This is a genomic window from Phenylobacterium sp. (assembly GCF_035276905.1).
Taxonomy (GTDB): domain Bacteria; phylum Pseudomonadota; class Alphaproteobacteria; order Caulobacterales; family Caulobacteraceae; genus Phenylobacterium.
This window is the reverse complement of sequence record NZ_DATELG010000244.1, coordinates 1-4219: the sequence shown is the minus strand read 5'-3', so window position 1 is coordinate 4219 and position 4219 is coordinate 1. Positions and strand designations below refer to the sequence as shown.

Genomic DNA, 4219 nt, shown 5'->3' with positions numbered 1-4219 from the left:
CCCCCCGCCCCGGCGCACGCGCCCCGCGCCGCCAGGCCCGCCCACGCCCCGCCCGCCGTCGTCACGCCCTCGCCGCAGCAGGCCTGGGAGCAGCAGCGCCAGGCCTACGAACGCGCCGTCGCCGTCTACGACGCCAACGAGAAGGCCGAGGGCTACCGCTGGGCGCAGGCGAACCACATCCGCCTGGCGCGCTACTGCCGTGCGGCCGAGCGGCGGACGCCGGCCTTCCTGCAGGGGTGCCTGGGGTATGCGCGGGGCGAGGCGCCGACCGGGTAGGGCGGTCGCAGTCGCCGACCTCGGCCCTTGAAACGAGCGGGGCCAGCGGACGTTTTCCTATTTCCCGGTTCTCCATCGGGGCGCTGGGGCCGCGCACCTCTGGTTCCGTCGTCCCGACCGGGTTTCATCGAAGGAGGACGCCATGCCGATCATGGCTCTGTTCCGTTCGCCGAGCGTCGACCAGACGCAATACGACGCCCTCATCCAGGAACTGGATCTCGAGCAGCGGCCGCCCGCCGGGGCCTTGACCCACGCCTGCGGGTTCGACGAGGGCGGCATCTGCGTCGCGGACGTCTGGGAATCCCGCGCCGACTTCGACGCCTTCCTGACGGACCGCCTGAGGCCCGCCTTCACCAAGCTCGGCATCGAGTTCGTCGAGCCCCAGATCCTCGACACCTACGCCTTCACCGCCAGCGAGGGCACGGACCGCTACATGCGCGAGCGCGGGGCGGACTTCGGGGCGGCGCGCGAGGGGGGCGTGACCGAGGACCGCCCGGGGGCGCCGCACTAGGTTAGGACGCGGCCGGCTTCAGGGCGACGCGGCCTGAGGCTCCGCCGCAGGCGGGTCGGCGGGCGAGGCGTGGCTTTGCGCGCTCGCGCGCCGGGGCGGGTCCGGCCAGCTCAGCGCCAGGAAGGGCGAGCCGGCGGCGGCGCGGTCGATCTCCTCCCGGGCCCAGGCCTCTTCGGCCAGCCGGCTCCAGTCGGGCGAAAGGCCGAGGTCGCGGCACACGCGGGCGATGATCTCGCCGACCGGCCGGGCCGAAAGGTCGCCGTAGATGTCGTCGTGGTCGAGCCGCTCCCAGGCCGCCTCGGCCAGCCGGTCCGCCTCGTCTTCGTCGCCGAGCTCGGCGCGGATCACCCGCTCGACGATCCGCTCGACGCGCTCCTTGCGCGCGGTCTCCATGGCCTGCCGCGCCCGCTCGGCCTCGACCTGCTCGCCGCGGCGCAGGCGGGCGGCCTGCTCGTCCAGCGCCTGCAGGTCCTTGATCAGCCTGGCCTGCAGGGCGACGGTCAGCCGCACGGCCCGCGAGGCGCGCGCATAGGCCAGGGCGACGTCGCCCTGGACGACGCGGCCCGGCTCGGGGGTTGGCGCCGGCTCGGCCGCGTCCGGGGCTTCGGCCGCCGCGGTCGCCTGCTGCTCGATGGCGAGCGCGACGTTCAAGCCCGCCTCGGCCAGCCGGCCCAGCACCCACAGCTGGCGCTCGATCAGCGCGCGGGGCGCGGCGCCCGGGGCGTCGGCTTGCGGAGAGGATGTGGCCGAGGCGGTCATCGGCGAACAAAGAGTGAACGATTGGCGGGGTTTGTCAAGGCGGGTGGGACGGGGCTCACGCCCGACGGATGAGGGGGCGCGCAGCGATCGCCAATTTGGAACCACGAAAAACACGAAATGCACGAACCCGCCGCTGAAGCGGGGTAGCCAGGGCTCGCGCCGGCTTTTCGTGTATTTCGTGCATTTCGTGGTTTCGGCGAAGCCGATCTTCGAGATCGGCTCGACCCCTCATCCGACCCGCTGCGCGGGCCACCTTCTGGGCGAGCTGCCGTGTTCGAAGTCATATGCGCCCTGCGGCTTGAGCCGGGTCAAGGCTCCGGGCGGGGAGGGGGCTAGAGTCCGCCCTCGCCCTGGAGGCCTGCGATGGACGAGGTGCTGAAGCAAAAGATCGTCTCGCTGCTCGACCAGCACCGGACCATGAGGATCGCGACGATCAGGCCGGACGGCTGGCCGCAGACGACCAGCGTCGGCTACGCCAACGTCGGGCTCACGCTCTATTTCCTCTGCGGCAAGGAGAGCCAGAAGGCGGCCAATCTCGCGCGCGACGACCGCGTCTCCCTGGCGATCGACGACGACGTCGACCAGGTGATGCAGATCAAGGGCTTGTCGATGGCGGCGCACGCCCGCCGCGTCCTCGACGAGGCGGAGGGCGCCCAGGCGCTCAGCCTGCTGTTCGCCCGCTACCCGGCGCAGGAGGGCGTGGCCTTCACCCTGCCGTCGCCGGCCGACGTCGCGATCTTCCGCGTGACGCCGACCGTCGTTTCGGTGCTCGACTACACCCAGGGCTTCGCCCACGCCGATCTCGTCACGTGCGAGGCCTGAACGGCGCCGTCGGGGGGGCGGCGCTCGCCTATTTCGCGCTGGTGTTCGCGGGCCGGGTGCGTGCTGGGGACGGTCCGGGTCCTCGTCGTCGCGCCGCGGTGGGGCGAATTGCCGGCGGTTCTCATCGAGTCCCCACTCATGCTGCTGGCGTCGTGGCTGGCGTGCGGCTGGTCGGTCCGGCGCTTCGGCGTTCGCGGGCGCTGGAACGGGCTGGCGATGGGGGCGGCCGCGTTCGGCCTCTTGATGGCCGCCGAGCTCGCGCTGTCGCGGCTCGCCTTCGGCCGGTCGGCGGCGGAGTACCTGCGCGCCTTGGCCGAACCGGCGGGCGCCGTGGGGCTCGCCAGCCAGACCGCGTTCGCGGTGCTGCCGTGGGTGAGAGCCGGCGGGGCGGGCCGGGCGTGACGGCTGGACATGCTCGGGCTCCTGGACGTTACGGCCGCAGCTGTGGCCTGCTGCGCCGGCGGAGGAGCGCGAGATGAAACCGGAGTCGTCCATCGACACCGACAGATCCTCCACCGCTTGCGGGGGAGGTGGCTCGCGAAGCGAGACGGAGGGGGCGTTTGGCCCGCCGGCCTGGCCCACCGAAGAAAGCTGTGTCGCCGGACGGCCTCCGCAGGAGGACTCCCGTCCTTGATTGTCCCGGCGAGATCGGAGCCTGTCGGCCGAGCCTGGTCAAGGACGCGCGCTCCGCGCGCGCCGCGCTGCGGCCGGCCTGTCGGCCGGTCCTTGAGCAGGCTCGGCCGACAGGCAGAATGCTGGGCGTGACATTTAAGGGCAGGTGGGCGCTGGGGCGCGGATCGAGGGTCGATCTGTAGGGATGGGTATCGTGTCCCCATAATCCTCTTCCGCTGGCCGTTCGTCAGGTCGGCTTTCGGTTAGGACGGCCTTAACCCCTTGGAAACCATAAGCTGAGCTGCCGTATCACTTGTGCGGCGTCGGAACATAACAAGAACTGGCTCGGCACCCGATCTTGGGCTAGGTTCCGATCAGCGGAGCGACGCGTGGTCAAGAATTCACGGATCGAATGGACGACCCATACCTTCAATCCCTGGTGGGGTTGCGTGAAGCTGTCGCCCGCCTGCAAGCATTGCTACGCCGAGGCTTGGTCTAAGCGCGTCGGCCAAGACATCTGGGGTGTCAACGCCGATCGCCGGTTCTTCGGCGAAAAGCACTGGGCGGAGCCTCTGAAGTGGAACCGCGACGCAATTGCCGCTGGTGAAAGGCCACGGGTGTTCTGCGCCTCGATGGCCGACGTGTTCGAGGACCGAAGCGACCTGGATCCCGCGCGGGCGAAGCTCTGGAAGCTGATCGAGCAGACGCCATCCTTGGATTGGCTATTGCTGACCAAGCGGCCGGACCGTGTGACCGTGACCACACCTTGGGGTCAGGCCTGGCCTCACAACGTCTGGCTAGGCACGACAGTCGAGGACCAGGAGTGGGCGGAGAAACGCCTTCCGGCGCTTGAGGCGATCCCCGCCCGGGTGCGGTTCATCTCTGCCGAACCCTTGCTGGGGCCGCTTGACCTGTCACCGTGGTCTGGCGCCATCGACTGGGTAATCACCGGCGGAGAAAGCGGGCCCAAAGCCCGCCCTTCAAGCCCCTCTTGGTTTCGCGACCTGATGAACCAATGCATGGCCGCCGAGATCCCATTTCACTTCAAGCAATGGGGCGACTGGGCCCCAGGGCAAGGCATAAACCTCGCCAAAGCCAGATCAGCTTGCGCAGCGGATGGGACAACGATGCTGCGGCTGGGTAAAAAGGCCGCTGGACGACTCTTGGATGGCACGACATGGGACGGGCTCCCCCGCGCAAGGACAGCGTAGACGATCAGGCCTTGCTGTTTTCCCTTAC

At 70.0% G+C, this 4219-nt stretch carries 6 protein-coding genes; 5 read left to right on the top strand and 1 reads right to left on the bottom strand.

Translation table 11 applies throughout. The features are described from left to right. Together VJS38_RS11270 and VJS38_RS11265 are read left to right on the top strand one after the other, a co-directional pair. The coding region (locus VJS38_RS11270; RefSeq protein ID WP_324088242.1) for a hypothetical protein at window positions 1-276 on the top strand (276 nt) is incomplete at its 5' end. A gap of 142 nt (window positions 277-418) precedes the next feature. Continuing rightward, window positions 419-787 carry a hypothetical protein gene (locus VJS38_RS11265; protein ID WP_324088241.1) on the top strand — a complete coding sequence of 123 codons (369 nt, stop codon included), beginning with the start codon at window positions 419-421 and terminating at the stop codon, window positions 785-787. A gap of 18 nt (window positions 788-805) precedes the next feature. On the opposite strand, the gene VJS38_RS11260 is transcribed toward VJS38_RS11265, so the two are convergent. Beyond that, window positions 806-1546 (bottom strand): hypothetical protein, encoded by a 741-nt coding sequence (locus tag VJS38_RS11260; protein ID WP_324088240.1) that lies wholly within the window; start codon window positions 1544-1546, stop codon window positions 806-808. A 363-nt stretch (window positions 1547-1909) separates the two neighbouring features. On the opposite strand from VJS38_RS11260, the gene VJS38_RS11255 reads away from it, so the two are divergent. The 3 genes from VJS38_RS11255 to VJS38_RS11245 all read left to right on the top strand — a co-directional run bounded on the left by VJS38_RS11255 (window position 1910) and on the right by VJS38_RS11245 (window position 4191). Then, window positions 1910-2368 (top strand): pyridoxamine 5'-phosphate oxidase family protein, encoded by a 459-nt coding sequence (locus tag VJS38_RS11255; RefSeq protein WP_324088239.1) that lies wholly within the window; start codon window positions 1910-1912, stop codon window positions 2366-2368. A gap of 138 nt (window positions 2369-2506) precedes the next feature. Further along, window positions 2507-2770, top strand: coding sequence for a hypothetical protein (locus VJS38_RS11250; RefSeq protein WP_324088238.1), 264 nt, complete (start codon window positions 2507-2509; stop codon window positions 2768-2770). A gap of 599 nt (window positions 2771-3369) precedes the next feature. Then, the gene (locus VJS38_RS11245) at window positions 3370-4191 is read left to right on the top strand and encodes a phage Gp37/Gp68 family protein (protein WP_324088237.1); all 822 of its coding nucleotides are present in this window, start codon (window positions 3370-3372) and stop codon (window positions 4189-4191) included. The last annotated feature ends 28 nt before the right edge of the window (window positions 4192-4219 follow it).

Excerpts from the sequence above, each read along its gene's own strand:
- VJS38_RS11265 (WP_324088241.1), top strand. The coding sequence starts at position 419 with ATGCCGATCATGGCTCTGTTCCGTTCGCCGAGCGTCGACCAGACGCAA.
- VJS38_RS11260 (WP_324088240.1), bottom strand. The coding sequence starts at position 1,546 with ATGACCGCCTCGGCCACATCCTCTCCGCAAGCCGACGCCCCGGGCGCC.
- VJS38_RS11255 (WP_324088239.1), top strand. The coding sequence starts at position 1,910 with ATGGACGAGGTGCTGAAGCAAAAGATCGTCTCGCTGCTCGACCAGCAC.
- VJS38_RS11250 (WP_324088238.1), top strand. The coding sequence starts at position 2,507 with ATGCTGCTGGCGTCGTGGCTGGCGTGCGGCTGGTCGGTCCGGCGCTTC.